The 14,590-nt window shown below is 64.0% G+C and carries 15 protein-coding genes; 6 read left to right on the top strand and 9 right to left on the bottom strand.

Annotated features, from left to right (window positions below; translation table 11 throughout):
- The first annotated feature begins 239 nt into the window (after nucleotides 1-239).
- The 4 genes from ACQR1I_RS05810 (at nucleotide 240) to ACQR1I_RS05795 (ending at nucleotide 4,279) form a co-directional block, all read left to right on the top strand.
- Nucleotides 240-818, top strand: a complete 579-nt coding sequence (locus ACQR1I_RS05810; protein ID WP_434867580.1) for a YcjF family protein — start codon at nucleotides 240-242, stop codon at nucleotides 816-818.
- A 210-nt stretch (nucleotides 819-1,028) separates the two neighbouring features.
- Nucleotides 1,029-1,205: a hypothetical protein gene (locus tag ACQR1I_RS05805; RefSeq protein ID WP_434867581.1), complete on the top strand. Its 177-nt coding sequence runs from the start codon at nucleotides 1,029-1,031 to the stop codon at nucleotides 1,203-1,205.
- Nucleotides 1,206-1,304: 99 nt separating this feature from the next.
- Nucleotides 1,305-2,948, top strand: coding sequence for an ATP-binding cassette domain-containing protein (locus tag ACQR1I_RS05800; RefSeq protein WP_434867582.1), 1,644 nt, complete (start codon nucleotides 1,305-1,307; stop codon nucleotides 2,946-2,948).
- Entirely contained in the window at nucleotides 2,945-4,279 is a 1,335-nt protein-coding gene (locus ACQR1I_RS05795) for a prohibitin family protein (RefSeq protein WP_434867583.1), read from the top strand. Before ACQR1I_RS05800 ends, ACQR1I_RS05795 begins: the two co-directional genes overlap by 4 nt.
- Before the next feature lie 36 nt (nucleotides 4,280-4,315).
- Here ACQR1I_RS05795 and ACQR1I_RS05790 read toward each other — a convergent pair whose 3' ends face one another.
- From ACQR1I_RS05790 to ACQR1I_RS05750, 9 genes are all read right to left on the bottom strand, one after another.
- Nucleotides 4,316-5,077: a thioesterase II family protein gene (locus ACQR1I_RS05790; protein ID WP_434888710.1), complete on the bottom strand. Its 762-nt coding sequence runs from the start codon at nucleotides 5,075-5,077 to the stop codon at nucleotides 4,316-4,318.
- 193 nt (nucleotides 5,078-5,270) lie between these two features.
- The gene (locus ACQR1I_RS05785) at nucleotides 5,271-5,783 is read right to left on the bottom strand and encodes a YcjF family protein (RefSeq protein ID WP_434867585.1); all 513 of its coding nucleotides are present in this window, start codon (nucleotides 5,781-5,783) and stop codon (nucleotides 5,271-5,273) included.
- Nucleotides 5,784-5,911: 128 nt separating this feature from the next.
- Nucleotides 5,912-7,561, bottom strand: coding sequence for a cyclic peptide export ABC transporter (locus tag ACQR1I_RS05780; protein WP_434867586.1), 1,650 nt, complete (start codon nucleotides 7,559-7,561; stop codon nucleotides 5,912-5,914).
- Between the two features lie 233 nt (nucleotides 7,562-7,794).
- The gene (locus ACQR1I_RS05775; protein ID WP_434867587.1) at nucleotides 7,795-8,622 is read right to left on the bottom strand and encodes a hypothetical protein; all 828 of its coding nucleotides are present in this window, start codon (nucleotides 8,620-8,622) and stop codon (nucleotides 7,795-7,797) included.
- A gap of 1,247 nt (nucleotides 8,623-9,869) precedes the next feature.
- Nucleotides 9,870-10,193, bottom strand: coding sequence for a hypothetical protein (locus ACQR1I_RS05770; RefSeq protein WP_434867588.1), 324 nt, complete (start codon nucleotides 10,191-10,193; stop codon nucleotides 9,870-9,872).
- A gap of 182 nt (nucleotides 10,194-10,375) precedes the next feature.
- Nucleotides 10,376-10,570 carry a hypothetical protein gene (locus tag ACQR1I_RS05765; protein ID WP_434867589.1) on the bottom strand — a complete coding sequence of 65 codons (195 nt, stop codon included), beginning with the start codon at nucleotides 10,568-10,570 and terminating at the stop codon, nucleotides 10,376-10,378.
- A 43-nt stretch (nucleotides 10,571-10,613) separates the two neighbouring features.
- A complete protein-coding gene (locus ACQR1I_RS05760) occupies nucleotides 10,614-10,835 on the bottom strand; it encodes a type II toxin-antitoxin system HicB family antitoxin (RefSeq protein WP_434867590.1) in 222 nt (73 codons plus the stop codon).
- Entirely contained in the window at nucleotides 10,832-11,428 is a 597-nt protein-coding gene (locus ACQR1I_RS05755) for a hypothetical protein (protein WP_434867591.1), read from the bottom strand. The genes ACQR1I_RS05760 and ACQR1I_RS05755 overlap by 4 nt, the downstream gene beginning before the upstream one ends.
- Nucleotides 11,429-11,601: 173 nt before the next feature.
- Nucleotides 11,602-12,063: a hypothetical protein gene (locus tag ACQR1I_RS05750; protein WP_434867592.1), complete on the bottom strand. Its 462-nt coding sequence runs from the start codon at nucleotides 12,061-12,063 to the stop codon at nucleotides 11,602-11,604.
- Nucleotides 12,064-12,442: 379 nt separating this feature from the next.
- Here ACQR1I_RS05750 and ACQR1I_RS05745 point away from each other — a divergent pair, with 379 nt between their 5' ends.
- Nucleotides 12,443-13,057 (top strand): TIR domain-containing protein, encoded by a 615-nt coding sequence (locus tag ACQR1I_RS05745; protein ID WP_434867593.1) that lies wholly within the window; start codon nucleotides 12,443-12,445, stop codon nucleotides 13,055-13,057.
- The gene (locus tag ACQR1I_RS05740; RefSeq protein WP_434867594.1) at nucleotides 13,054-14,580 is read left to right on the top strand and encodes a KGGVGR-motif variant AAA ATPase; all 1,527 of its coding nucleotides are present in this window, start codon (nucleotides 13,054-13,056) and stop codon (nucleotides 14,578-14,580) included. The genes ACQR1I_RS05745 and ACQR1I_RS05740 overlap by 4 nt, the downstream gene beginning before the upstream one ends.
- Nucleotides 14,581-14,590 lie beyond the last annotated feature (10 nt).

The raw sequence follows: 14,590 nt of genomic DNA, 5'->3' as shown, positions 1-14,590 counted from the left end.
CGAGGGGCAGGTGACTGATCCAGCCGAGGCTGGTCGCAGCATCGACGGCATCTCATCAAATTCAAGCTCATCTCTCGGCGAATGTCCGATGTTGGGACGACGCCGGGCTGCGAACCATGCATCAGCACGTGATGAGTGAGATGATGACTGGTCTAGAGCACAAACTTATGATAGGTATGCAGGATCATACCACGAAATAGTTGTTAATACTCCGCGGTGTCGGGGCGAGGGGTTCGCAGATGAGCCAGGACGCGAACGAACAAGGCGCGCGCAAGCCGAAGGCGACCGTCATTCCGCCGGCGAGAGTCACGACCCCGGCCGGCGACAGTACCACGGCGTCGGTCTCGGACCAGGAGCGGGACGAAGCCGCCATGAAGCTGGTCGACCGCTTCGCAATGGGGGCCGGTGCCGCCGCACTCATTCCGGTGCCGCTGCTGGACCTGGCGGCAGTGGGCGGACTTCAATTGCAGATGCTGCGCAAGCTGTCCGATATCTACGGCGTTCCCTATTCGGAGAACCGGGGGAAGTCGATCATCGCCAGCTTTGCTGGTACGCTGATCCCGGCCGGCGCGGCTCCAGCCGCCGCAGGACTTCTGAAGGCCATCCCGGGCGTCGGAACCGCGGTTGCTGCGGTGACCATGCCGACGCTCTGCGCCGGCGCGACCTACACGATCGGCCGCGCCTTCATTCAGCACTTTGCGTCCGGCGGAACGCTGCTCGACTTTACGCCGCCCGACTATCGGCAGTTCGCACGGACAGCGAAGGACGATTTCAGCTTGCGCCGCCGCGCCGGCTCTTCAGCCAGATCGGAAGCATGAGCCACTCCGGTTGAGGCCGACGCTTCAGCCTGAGATGGTCGCATGATCTCGCAAGTGACTGATTCCAAGCTTCCGATCTGAAGTCCGTGATGTCTGTCAATCGTCTCAAGTACCTGGTCCCGAGTCCATGCCGGTCGCGCGCATGATCATCGCCCCGTGTCGCGCTCGTGCGCGTAAAGCGCGCGTCCCCCTCATACAGCGGACGCGGCAATGACGGGAGCCGCTTACGCCCTCATCTATTTGACGTTCTGCGTGCTCGTCGGGCTGTGCGGAACCCAGCGCCGCCTTGGATTTCTCGCGACATTCATTGCGTCGATCATCGTGACGCCCGTCGTCGTGCTCGTCATCCTTCTCTTAACCGCCCCGGCCAACTCGACCCGATTGTAGATCCAGCAAACCATCAATCCGCAACCATTATCCAGAACTTGAGGACATGGGCCGGCCCACGCCGCCATCTTCGAGCTTGAACGGGTCGAGTCCCCAGACATGCATTTCTTCCAACTCATCCGGCGGGAAATGCGCGGGACCTTGCGACGGCTGACCGTCATTTCCAGCGTCGCGGGCGCCAGCAACGCCGCGGCGCTGGGGGCGATCAACGCGAGCTCCCAGACCTCCGGCAACGAAGGGATGAACGTCTGGATGGCGGGCGCGTTCGCGCTGTCGCTGTTCGTGTTCGTGAAGACACAGGATTACCTCCTGGTCGCGACGACCAACGAGATCGGCGCCATCGTGCACAGGCTGCAATCGCGTCTCGCCGACGAGATCCGCCAGTCCGAGCTCGTGCTGCTGGAGGGAATCGGTCGTCCCGCCATCCTAACAGCCATCCTCGGGCACACCACGACCATGACCCAGGCAGCGCAAAGCCTCGCGCTTGCTGGGCAAGGCGTCGTGATGCTGTTTTTCGTCGGGATCTACATCGCTTACCTTTCGCCGTTGATCTTCACGATGAGCGCCCTCATGATCGGAATGATCATCTGGGTCACCCACGTGATGAATCGCGCGCACTCCGCTGGAGCCATCGAGTCGTCCGGACTGGAGGATCGGATGCTCAATCGCTTGTCCGACTTTCTCGACGGCTTCCGGGAGGTCCGCCTCAACCGCGCGCGCAGCGATGAGCTGTTTGAGGACACGATCGAGGTGTCGCGACAGGCTGCCAACATCCGCATCCGCACCCAGAGCGACACGTTCCGCGGCACGATCTTCACCCAGAGCTCCCTCTACGGGCTGCTTGGCATCGTCGTCTTCGTGGTCCCGCGTTTCGGCGATGTCGACGGCGAGGCGATCGCGAAGGTCACCCTGCCCTTGCTGTTTCTGGTCGGCAGTTGCTTCGGCGCGGTCCAGGCCATTCCGGTCATCGCGGCTGCGAATGCAGCGACCGAGGGCATCATCGGGATCGAGTCCAAACTGCGCTCCGCCCGCACCGCGGCATCGGTCTTGCCGTCGGCGCCGCGGCGCGAATTCAATGAGATCAGCCTCCGCAACGTGGTCTTCCAGCGCACCGAGCCATCGTCGGACACGCTGTTTCAGGTCGGACCGTTGGACTTCACGCTGCGTTGCGGCGACATCGTCTTCATCACCGGCGGCAACGGATCCGGCAAGTCGACCTTCCTCAAGCTGCTTGCGGGCCTCTATGAACCGCTGTCGGGCGACATCACGTTCGACGGCGTGCGCGTCAATGCACGAACCCGCCAGGACTACCACGAGCTGATCGCGGCGATCTTCTCCGACTTCCATCTCTTCCAGCGGCCCTACGGCATCGCCGCGGCGGATCTGAAGGAGGTCGAGCGGCTGCTGACCTATTTCGAACTCGACCGCAAGACCGGGCTGGTCGACGGCGAGTTCACCACGCTCGACCTGTCGAGCGGCCAGCGAAAGCGGCTGGCGCTGGTGATCGGGCTGTTGGAGAACCGCCCCATCCTCCTGCTCGACGAGTGGACGGCCGAGCAGGACCCGGAATTTCGCCGGACGTTCTATCAGGACCTGCTCCCTGAGCTGAAGCGAAGCCGGACGACCGTGGTGATGATCACCCACGACGAGTTGGACATCGAAGAGCTGACCTTCCCGTCGCGGCGATTGCGCATGGATGAAGGGCGGCTCGTGGAGCGGCATGCGGCGGAGACCGGGGTGTGAAGACGCGTACAACCGTTTCGTCGGCTTCCCCGCCAACGCGCTGGCAACGTTTTGCCTCGCGCTGGCTGCCGTTGATCGTCGTCAGCCTGATGGTGGCGACGGTGTTCCTGTCGGTGATGTACCCCTTCGTCGCGGTCACCGTTCCGAGCGGCCAGGCCGGCGTGCTGTGGAAGCGGATCGGCCATTTCAGCCTGTATTGCTTCTGCATGGCCGGGCGCGGCACCGTGCTCGACCCGCACGAGCTTCGCAACGAAGGGCTGCACTTCGTCTGGCCGTGGGATCGGCTCTTCCTTTATGATCTGAGGCTGCAGAGCGCGACCCAGACCTACAACGCGATCTCCAAGGACGGCGTCAGCATCGCCGCAACCATCAACGTGCGCTTCCAGCTGAAGCACAATTCGCTGCCGCAGCTGCACAAGTTCATCGGCCCGGAGTACATGGACCTCGTGGTGCGACCCGAGCTCGGCAGCCGAGCGCGCGAGGTGATCGCGCAGTACAGCGCCGAAGAGGTCTACTCGACCGCGCGCGAGGCCATCAAGACGACCATCCGCAGCAGCGGCCAGGCCAAGGTGGACGCGCAGCTGAACCGGCTGGTGCAGCCGGAGACGGTGCATCGCTCGCAACTTCCGGACAACGTGCCGCTGGCGCCGGCCCTGAACGACGCCATCGACATCGTCGACGTCCTGGTGCTCGAGATCGTGCTGCCGGAGGCGGTGATGTCGGCGATCAATCGCAAGATCGAGCAGTATTATGTGGCCCAGGAGTATGAGTACCGCGTGATCCGGGAAACGCGCGAGTCGGAACGCAAGCGGATCGAGGCAACCGGCATCCGGGATTTCCAGCAGATCGTCAGCCAGGGCATCTCGGATTCCTATCTGCGCTGGCGCGGTATCGAGGCGACGCTGCAGCTCGCGCAATCGCACAACGCCAAGACCGTGATCATCGGCAGCAACAAGGACGGCCTGCCGATCATCCTCGGCAATGCCGACGCGCCCGCCCCTGCTCCGGCCGTCGCCAATGCCGAACCGGCAGCCCCGCCTCCCGCACCACGGCCGCGCACCGAGACTGCCGCGCCTGCAGGTTCGACCTCGGATGCCGCGCCGGTCGCCTTGCCGCCGGCCGAGGCGGCCAAACCCGCTCCCGTCACGCCCGAGCCGGGCCCGCAGGACTCCGGTACGCCGCCCAAGTCGCAATCGCTGTTTCCTCCGAGCTGGTCGGACATCCCGTCGCTGGTGTCGCCGGCGCCGCCTCCGCCAGCATCGCGGCCGGCTCCGCGGCCGTATCGTCCCCGGACGGAACGACCACCGCAACAACCGCAGCCGCCGCGATGATGTCCTTCGCCGCGGCAACTCCGCACACGGTCCGCGTCAGGCGATCCAGCGCTCGGCCTCCGTCGCCGCGAGACTGATCAGCCGCTCGCGTTCGCTGTTGATGAAGAAATGGTCGCCTTCGACGACGTGCAGGCGAAAGTCGCCATTGCCGACCTGGCGCCACGCCGCGATGTCGTCGCGGCCGACCTCGAAATCGCGCAGGCCACTGAACGCGACGATCGGACAATCCAGGCTGGACGGCCGGGCCGCGACATAGGTCTCGATCAGTTGCAGATCGGCGCGCAAGGTCGGCAGCACCAGCTGCATCAGCTCCGCATTGTCCAGCACGCTCGGTGCCGTGCCGCCCAGCCGTCGCAGTTCGTCCAGCAGCTTGCGATCAGGCAGCGGATGCAGCCAAGGCCGGCTCGAGGGCAGTTGCGGCGCGCGGCATGCGGACGCCATGAAGCCCGACGCCATCCGGCCATGGTCGCGGGCGAGCACGCGCGCCACCTCATAGGCGATGGCGCCGCCCATGCTGTGACCGAAGAAGGCGAAGGGCTGGTCGAGCAGCGGCAACAGCGCCCGCGCCAGCGCGGCCGCGACCTGCTCCAGGTTGGTCCATGCCGGTTCTGCCGCGCGCTGCTCGCGTCCGGGCAGCCGGACCGCGCGCACATCGATCGTGCTCGGAAATTCGCGCGACCAGCCACGATAGATCGCCGCGCCACCGCCGGCATAGGGCAGACAGAACAGACGGAGTTTTGGTCGTCCGACGTAATCCGTTTCGGCAAGCCAAGGCGAGCCGCTAGAGTGGGACCACATCGATATCAGCCTGCCATCCGAATCTAAAAACGCTTCCGACCGATGTGTTGGCGACGGACAATTCAGTCCGGGTCACCAGTCGGAGGGCACGTGTATGCATCGCCATGGAATTGGGGTGGCTTATAACAGCCGTCAACCACTCGCCCGCGCCAATTTGCGCTCCTCCCTCACGAGAGGAGCGCACGAGGCTTGATCAGAGATCGGACCCCGCGGTGGAGGCGCTGGACGTCTGCTTCTTGATGAACTCCCGATAGTCACCGGGATTGAAGTCGAGCAGCGTGCCGCCGGAGGCGAAGTGCTGGATGAACACCTTGCCGATCACATAGGTCGCAGCACCGGAGACGGCGGGCATCGTCACCGCGGCCAACGTCATGCCGAGCGGCGGCACGACCTTCAGCGCGCTCAACAGCCCGGTCGCCGCGGCAGCGCCCGCCCCGACCGGAATGATCGAGCCGGCCAGGCTGGCGATGACAGACTTGCCGCGGTTGTCCGAGAACGGCACATCATAGATCTCTGCGAGCCGGCGCAGCATCTGCAGCTGGATGCCGCCGACCGCGACCATGTCGACGATCGGAAGGGGAATCACACCGGCGGCCGCCGACCATTTCGAGAACCGGCTGACCAGCGCCGCCGCCATCTCATCGCGTTCCGCGTCTGTCGGCGGGTTGTCGATCGTCTGCGACTCGGCCTCTCGCTTCGCATCCATCTTCGCCTTAACTCCCGTTTCAGTCGTTGACTGCACCATTGGCCCGGCTCCTCCAACGAGATATGCAAAGCGCCCGAGCAACTAATAGTCGAATTCGCGCCTCTTGTCGACCTCGCCCGGGCGGATCATTAGGACGCCGTCTCCTCTCTCGGGATCGGCTTTGCGACAAAACGCCCATCCTGCATGCGCAGCCCGCGACCGATCTGGTCGAGACGACCGATATAGCGGTCGTCATGCGTCACCAGCACGATGGTCAGGCCGGCACGATGCAGCTCCGGCAGCAGCTCGTCATAGAACCGGCGGCGCGACTCAGGATCCTGCTCCGCCGCCCATTCGTCGAGCAGCAGGATCTGGCGCCGCTCCAGCAGACTGACCATCAGCGCGATCCGCTTGCGCTGGCCGGTCGAGAGGTTCAGCGTGTCGAACTCCCCGTCGGTGACCGCCGTCTTCCCGGTCAGCTGGAAGCGCGCCAGCTGCCGCTCGACTTCGCCGGCCGGCGGCTCGGGGACGCCGTAGAGCCGATCGAACAGATGATAATCGGCAAAGACGGCGGCAAACAGCGCGCGATAGGCATTGCGATTGTCGTCGGTGACGCGCACGCCATCGAGAGTGATCTCGCCGGTATCCGGCGCATACAGGCCGGCCAGCACCTGCAGGAAGGTCGACTTGCCGGAGCCGTTGCCCCCGGTGATGTAGATCAGCTCGCCCCTGCGCAGCGTGAAATCGACCGGGCCGATCTGGAACGGCTTGTCCAGCTTCCTGTCCTGGTAATGGAAGTGCACGTCGCGGACCTCGATCGTCGCGAAGGTCGGCTCGGCCTCCTGTTCGCAGACCTTGTCCTCGGCGGCGAACGCCTGCAGCCGCGCCTCGAGCTTCTCGAATCCGTCCGCCGCAACGCCGGCCGTCTGCATCACCGGAACGGCTTGAACGAGCCCGAAGCAGGCGCCGATCACGAACAGCACGGCCATCGTGGTCTTCGAAAGCGCACCTTCCGAAACGGTACTCAACGCAGGCACCACAAACACGATGACGCCGAGCAGCACGTACATGAAGGTCTGCGACAGCAGCAGCCGCTTGAAGGTTTCGGCCTGGGTCCGGATCCTGAGATTGGCCGCGGTGCGCGACACCTCGACGAAGTCGTCATAGAGATCCGTGCTGCGTGAGCTGTTGAGCCGCACCTCCTTGAACCCATCCAGCAGATCGGTGACGCGCTGGAACAGCCGGTCATTCGACTCGGCGGCCGCCTTCAGCCGTCCGGCGAGGTCCCGGCTCCGAATGAAGTAGACCGCGCTGGCCAAGCCGATCACCGCTGCGCTCAAGGCAAAGGCCGTCAACGACATCCAGGCGATGTAGAGCGCAACGAAGACGATGAGGATGGCGCCCTGGGTCGCGAACGCCAGCGAGCTGGTCGCTTGCCGCAGTGCATCGGTCTGTTCGACGATCGCGGCGTAGATCTGCGGCCGGCCGATCTCCTCCAGCTTGAGCAGCTCGGATTGCCGCACATAGCCGATCAGGCGCAACCGCAAACGGTGGATCAGCGCCTCGATCTGTCCGACCGCCCCAAGCAACAGATACCGTCCGGCGACCATGAACAGGAGCAGCGAGGCTACGAACAGCACCCCGAGCGCCGCGCCGGGCTTGCCGTTCTTGCTGGCCTGCGCGGCGGCATTCACCGTCGCCAGCACCGCCGCGTTGCTCAGGCCGGCGAGTCCGGCCATGATCAGCAGCTGATAGAACGACCCTCCCATCTCTTGACGGAGGAGATTGAGAAACATCATCGTCCGAGTGGTCCGCCGTTACGCCGCTCCCGTGGCCGCGCCACGGTGAGCCGAATGATCAACCTCGTGTCCGCACGCAGCAGATAAATCCCGGCCGGTGCGGCGATGTCAGAAAGGCAATGACGTATTCAAGTGATCTCTAACACAGTTCACGTGATGTCATCCATAGATCGGATCTTGTCCTGAACTGACTGATTGGAAAGCGGGATCATCGATCGGCTGCCGGCCAGACATCACCTCAAGCTCGTCCCCGGCGCGAGCCTGACCGGAGCCTGCTGCTGGAGCATCCGGTCCAGATTGCGATCCTGGAGCGCGGGATGACGCGCACGCGCAGCACCCGGCTTGCCCTCGGCCGGTGCGGGCCGGGCCGCCTTCTTTGCATCGGCCTCCTTCTCGGTCTCGACGGTCACCGGGCCGACCACGTGAACCGGCAGCGGGATCGGGATCGGTGGCGGCAGCGGCTCGGCCATGGTGACGACGAGATGGTGGACGCCCTCGCGGCTGTAGAGGCCGCCGGAATTGATGGTGTTGAGAATGCTGAAGATGAAGCCGAAGCGGGTGCCTGCGCTGGCGACAACGTCGACGTCGACGGTGTAGCTCAGTCCGCCGTGATGCTCGGGTTTGATTTCATCGAGGGTGGCCGCGATCCAGCCGGCGAGACCGAGGCGGGTCTGGGAGGGATCTGGCCCGCGGCAGGTTTCGCCGTAGAGCTCCAGCGCCTCCGGGACGGCGATGGCGAAGTCGAGATGACCGCTATGCGTGAACTTGCCGCTGAGCGACGTGCTTGGATTGATCGTGGCCAAGCTGGCCGAAACCACGGTGGCGATCCCCGACGTATCTCCCGACACGGTATTGATCAGCGTCATGTCGAGCGACGCCTTGACCAGCCATTTCGACAGATGGAAATGCTTGTAGCGCTCCTCGGAGGCGACGGCTGCGACTTCACACTGGATAGCGCTCTTGAATGACTGGATCGTGGCCGCGCCACGGTGCTCGTCCAGCGGCAGCAGCGTGCAGCCGCACAGGCTCATCGCGGCTCCCAGCGCGCAGAACTTCCTCATCGTATAGCCCCCTCCCCAGGGGAAAGATCGCAGCAACACCTGCGGATCGAAGGCCGTACGCCCGACAAAAAGCCTAACCTCCCGCGCTCGTCTCGAACTTATTTGATTCGCTACCGATGCGCGCGTGCGAGGTTCTTCGCCCGAGGCGGCGGTGTACAGACACCTATCGGAATGGGAGGACCGAACGTGCGTCACATCCCTGATCCGTTCACGAGGCGTCGGCAGTTGCCACTCACATCCGTGCATTTGATTGGCCGCATCGCTCACCACACAAACAGTGTCATCCCGGGCAAGGCCGCCAACGCGAAGCGTTGGTGGCCGCTGCCCCGGGATCCATACGCCGTGACGGTCGTAGCTAGGCGAGATAGAACGGCCATCGTGCCTCATACATCTCCCTGGGGTTATGGATCCCGGATCGGCGCGCGCGTGCCGCGCGCTTGTCCGGGATGACGGCGGAGGAGTTCGTTGACGGTCTTGGCAAGCACACCCACTGCGTCCTGATTGGCCACCGCGGCCACCACACAAACGGTGTCGTCCCGGGCAAGCTCACCAACGCGCAGCGTTGGTGAGCGCCGACCCGGGATCCATACGCCGTGACGGGTGTGGCTGGGCGAGATGGCGCGACCTTCCTGCCTCACACGTCTCCCTGGGGTTATGGATCCCGGATCGGCGCGCGCGTGCCGCGCGCTTGTCCGGGATGACGGCGGAGGGTGTCGTTAGCGATCCGGCAATGAGACATGACATCAATGACATCCGACATGAGAGACAACATCGAAGACACAGGGCATCGCCTTCCCGCGACACGTCGTGCCCGAGTGATGCATCGGCATCGCCCTCGAACAATGAGAGGGCGCGGAGAAGGCCGGGAGCCTGCCGCCCCCATGGCCCGCCTGCAGAAAAAAATGCAGGCGGCAGGTACCACAGGTTCGGCTGGGACATCCCGGCCTTCCCCGCGCGACTGGTTTTAACGGTGTCCTTCGTGCTCTCCCTGGGGATCGGCTCTCTTGCCCCCATCGCCCGCGCGAGCCGTCACAGCATCGACCGCGAACTTGACCTCAGCGTCGAGAGGCCAGGACCACACGACTTCGCCGTCCGTGCCAGCCGCGCTCGTCAAGCACGGATGTCACGTCCATCGCAGCCCACCTCACGTTCGTGACGACGCGTACGTCCCTCTGCTCGAGGCGGGATGGACGTAAGTAAGCACAATTTCCGATTATTCGCAAGTTATTTTTGTTTTTCAGAATAATTCATCCACCAGGCGGCAAGACCGTCCGGTCCTTCAGGATCTCACGCCCGGCCGCCGCGATGCGCCGGCACAGCTCCAACGCCGCGTCCCTGTGCCTCACATGGAAGATCTCGTCGCTGATCAGGCGGTCGTCCAGCCAGGCCCGGAAGGCCTGCTCGCTGTCGGGGGTGAAGGTGCCCTCGTCATAAATGAAGCCGCATAGCGGGCCTTCGATCACGTAGTCCGGATCGTCAGGATGCTGCGACGGCCGTGCACATTGCGCCCAGATCCGACCGTCATCGTCGACAAAAGCCAGCACGCCGTCGTCACGCTGTTCCACTCTCATCCCCTCCCTCCGCACGACACAAGCGAAACCCTCTCCGCGTCATTGCGAGCGCAGCGAAGCAATCCAGAGTCCCGCCGACCACCCTGGATTGCTTCGCTGCGTTCGCAATGACGGCGGAGGGATCGCGGTTCTCACTCTCGGAGTCGCGCGGCGGACGACAAGGTCACGCCGGGACTGCTCCGCTAACCTTGCTCTGGACAGCGGATCTCCTTGTAGACCGCGTCCGCGAACGCCTTGATGCCGGTGTTGATGCGCAGGGGCGAGGTCAGCGTCTGGTAGGTGACGATGCCGCGGGTGATCGACAGCACCTTGTAGCTCTCGGCGATCTTCGTCTTGTAGCACTTGCCGACCTGGATGGCGTCCTCTGTCAATGGCATGGTCTCTCCCGTGGCGGTGATGGCTGAGTTGGCGGGGCAGGTCTCACGGCAGGCGGACCGCGCCGGGGACCGGAGGCTCGCGGTCGACGGCCTTGAACGCATCGAGCGCGGCAAACAGCGCCTGTCGTCCGTCCGCGACGGCCTGCTCGGTCGTCTCGCCGATGCCGATAACGCCGGGAAGATCCGGAAAGGTGACGAGCAGGCCGCCGCCATCCTCGCGCCCGAGCTCCGTCACCTGATAGGCGTAGGCGCTGAGATCGCTCATCGCACCACCTCGTCCATGCGGTCGATCATGGCGACGAAGGCGCGGATGTGGGGCGCCCTGATCCGGGCCTTGAGCGGAATGGTCACGCAGTGCGGCACCGAGGGATGCAGGAAGACCTCGTGCGTCCCGGTAATCTTGCGAAACTTCATCGCATATTGCGAAGCGATGATCTCGAGATCGACCGGCCGCCAATCGCCACACGGATCGGCGCGCAGCGCCTCGAGACGCTGATTATGCGCCCGGCCCTGTCGGCTTTCCGACATCTGGCCGGGGGACGGCGCGCCATTGTCAGTCTTGACGGGAGCATCGGGCAGAACCAGGCGAAGAAAGGCGACAATGAAATCGCCGACGCTGTCGTTGCGATGCGCGAGCCGCCAGTTCTGTGACAGCACGAGCTTCGCGCCGCTGCGCGCATGATGGAGCGCGACGAGCTCATCCATCATGGTCAGCACCCTGACGGCGCTCAGATTATACGGTTCCTGCGTGAACTTGCGCTTGAGGTCGACGCGTTCCCTGCGCAGGCTGGCGTTCTTGACCAGCCAGTCGACGATCGTTCCGACCCAGAACGTCTCGGTGTTCGCCGCTTCAGACATGACCGCTCTCCCGGCGCGCGCCCTCGGCGCGCAGCCGTTTGCGGAGATCGATACAAAAGCCATGCCATCGCCGCGGGCGGGCCCCCAAGATTCGGCCGCGACGTCGTCAGTTCGGTCAGCCCGTCCGCGCGACGGCTCGCGCAGACGGGATCGCGCGATCGATCAGCCCGGGCTCACCACCAGGGGCCCCAGGGACCGCCGCCCCAGCCATTGTAGCGATGACGCCAATACGGACGGGCATAGTACCGGCGGGCGTAGTAGGGACGGGCATAGCCATAATACGGCGCGTAGCCGACGCCGACATAGCCGTAAGGGTAGGCGCCGCCATAGTAGTAGGGATCGTCATAATCATAATAAGGCGTCGTCGCAGCCGCGATGCCGGCACCGAGCAGCGCGCCGGCCGCGAGCGCACCAAAGCCCCAACCGCCGCCCCGCCAGCCACCTCCCCGCCAGCCGCCGCCGTGCCAACCACCATGCCAGCCGCCGTAGCGGACCTGGATGGTGCTGCCGGAGGACACATCGGGCTTCGCAGCGGCCGACAGTGCCGTGACCGGGGCGGACGAGGCCGGCGCATTTGCGCCGACCAGCAGCGCGCCCGACAGGGCCAACGCCGCAACTTGATTCAAGCTTCGCATCGCTAGGACTCCTCGACAAGGTCATCACGCATGACTGCTTGCGATCGTCATCCGGCGCAGTCGGCCGCCGCGACCGCGACGACCTTGAGCCCGTGAGCTGCTCGACCTACGAACAGCCGCTCCGCAAGCGCGTTCCTAACTCGAATGCACGGTATATGGTTCACCCGCTCGTGGCAGGCCATGTCGTTATCCGCTTCACGGGTAACAACGGGCCGTCGCCGCCCGCTTCGATGACGCGAAGGAGCCCGACAAACGGGCGCGGGGCGCTGCGCCGCTCGTCTTCACGTAGGCCGCCGCATCGCAGCATTGCCGCCCGGTCGAGATTCCGTCTATAGTTGCAGCATTGGATGGACGCTCGCCCTTCATTCCGGTCGCCGCCGTGAGCTACACGCACGATATTTTCATCAGCTATCGCCGCCACCCCGAGACCCTGGCCTGGATCCAGCAGCATTTCCTGCCGCTGTTGACGCTTCGGGTGGAGATGGAGCTGGGCCGCACACTCACCGTGTTCATCGATCAGCAGGTGGAGACGGGAACGTCATGGCCGCAGGCGCTGGGAACGGCCCTGGGCTGCTCCCGCACGCTGATCGCACTGTGGACAGGGAATTATCTGTCGAGCGTATGGTGCTCCGCCGAACTCAGCCACATGGTGGCGCGTGAGCAGGAGGCGCAATTGCGAACCGCGCAGCATCCGCACGGCGTCGTGATCCCGGCGTTCATCCATGACGGCCATCGCTTTCCGGCCGAGCTTGGCTACATGCAGCGGTTCGAAATCCAGCAATGCTTCAACGTGCGGATGGCGCCGAAAAGCCCGCGCGCCGAAGAACTCGACGCCGCGCTCGCGGCGCAGGCGCCCGCTATCGCCGCCTGCATCGAGCACGCGCCCGCGTTCCGTGCCACCTGGCCGCAGACGGCCGCCGAGCAGATGTACGCGCGTTTTCACCAGAGCGTCGAGGCGGTGCAGACCACCGTACCGCGGTTCACCGCGCCATGAGCAGCATCGTCACCTTCTATTCCTATAAGGGCGGCGTCGGACGCAGCATGGCACTGGCGAACATCGCCGTGCTGCTGGCGCGGCGTGGCCTGAAGGTGCTGGCGGTCGACTGGGACCTCGAGGCGCCGGGACTGGAGCGCTATTTCAGCTACTACGAGATGACGGGTAAGGGCACCGGCCTGCTGCGCATGCTCGTAGAAGCGCGTAAGACCGCCAAGATTGACATAGACGTCGAGACACGTGAGCTTGGCAAGATCGACGAGAGCAAGTTTACGCTATCGGTGCATTGCGGCGGCTCGCATCCTCTCACGCTACTGCCGAGCGGACGTGAGCAGGATACCGCATATTCCACCAATCTGGAATCGTTCGACTGGAGCGAGTTCTTTGCCAGTGGCGGCGGCGCCTTCTTCGAGGAACTGCGCAACCGTTGGCGCAGCGAATACGACATCGTCCTGATCGACAGCCGGACGGGTCTCAGCGACACCGGCGGCATCTGCACCATCCAAATGCCGGACGTCGTCGTGGCAATGTTCACGGCAAACTACCAGAGCCTCTATGGCGTGCGCGACGTGATGCGGCTGGCGCAGCGCGCCCGGCAGTCGCTGGCCTATGATCGCATGCCGCTGTCGATCCTGCCCTTGCCCTCGCGCTGGGGCGTGCAGGAATTCCAAGAAACCCAGGCTTGGCTCGACCGCGTGGTCGAGGGCGTTCGCGAGTTCTACGCCGACTGGCTGCCGGTCTCCGTCAATCCTCGCCAAGTAGCCGAGACAATCAAGATTCCGCATCACTCCTATTTCGGCTTCGGCGAGCGGCTCGCGGTCCAAGAGCAAGGGACTAGCGACCCCACCGGCATGGGGTTCGTCTACGACAAGGTCGCCGCGTTCCTGGCCAGTGAGCTACAGGACGTCAAGGCGTTGACGGGGGTTGATCCCACCGTTCTGGAGACGGCTAGGGAGCCCGTTGTTCACAGCCAGCGTCTGAATGTTTCAGTTCCGTCAAGCTTCTCGGATCGTAAAAATGTCCACGGCTACGACGTTTTCCTGAGCCATGACCGATCCTCGGCTGAGTTGGCGATCGAAATAGCTGATACATTGAAGCGCGAACTGTCCTTCATGCGACATGAGGACACTCATGTATATCTGGACGTCAGTGAGGTCATGCCGAGCAACGTTTGGACGGAAATAGTTGGGGATACGATCAGACGTTCGAAGGTAATGCTCGTCCTGTGGACACACAGATACGCCGTTTCCAAATGGGCAATGTGGGAACTACAACAGTTTCTCGAACTTCAGCCGGAGCGCAAGGACAATCGGGTGTTGATCGTGGTGCTGACTGGAGCTTTTGAGGAGATCCCGACCGCCTACCGAGACCTGCCGTTTCTCGACATGACGAGTTTTCGGTTGCTCTCGATGTCCAAGAGCGCCCACTCGCAACGAACGTCGAACTGGTTTGAAGCCATCAAGCTCATCGCATCCGAGTTGGATCTGATGATCGAACGCGCGCCTGATTCACCTCATGAATAACAGTACTTAT

This window comes from Bradyrhizobium sp. HKCCYLS2038, from assembly GCF_051167655.1.
Taxonomy (GTDB): domain Bacteria; phylum Pseudomonadota; class Alphaproteobacteria; order Rhizobiales; family Xanthobacteraceae; genus Bradyrhizobium.
Note: the sequence above shows the minus strand (reverse complement) of the source record. Positions and strands in the feature narration are given on the sequence as shown.